Annotated in this window: 1 protein-coding gene; it reads right to left on the bottom strand. The window is 65.6% G+C overall.

The window, feature by feature from the left end; genetic code table 11:
• The coding region (locus FRY97_RS22210) for a SprB repeat-containing protein (protein ID WP_211356976.1) at positions 1-241 on the bottom strand (241 nt) is incomplete at both ends.

Raw genomic sequence — 241 nt, 5'->3', positions numbered from 1 at the left:
TACCTCGCTGCAGCCAAGTGCGTCCGTTACCGTCACTGTGTACGGCCCGGCACCAAGGCCTCCTATGCTGCTGCCCGTCCCGCCGGTACTCCACAGATAGCTGTACGGTGGCTGTCCGCCGCTGCCCAGCACCAAAAGTGACCCATCTGTGCCGCCAAAACAGTCCGGGTTGTTGCGGATGAAGCTCAGCGATAGCGCGCTGCCCCCGCTCACCGTGCCCGTCGCGGTCGCCGTGCAGCCA

It is taken from the genome of Phaeodactylibacter luteus, assembly GCF_007993045.1.
Taxonomy (GTDB): Bacteria; Bacteroidota; Bacteroidia; order Chitinophagales; family Saprospiraceae; genus Phaeodactylibacter; species Phaeodactylibacter luteus.
This window is presented reverse-complemented; position numbering and strand designations above follow the sequence as displayed.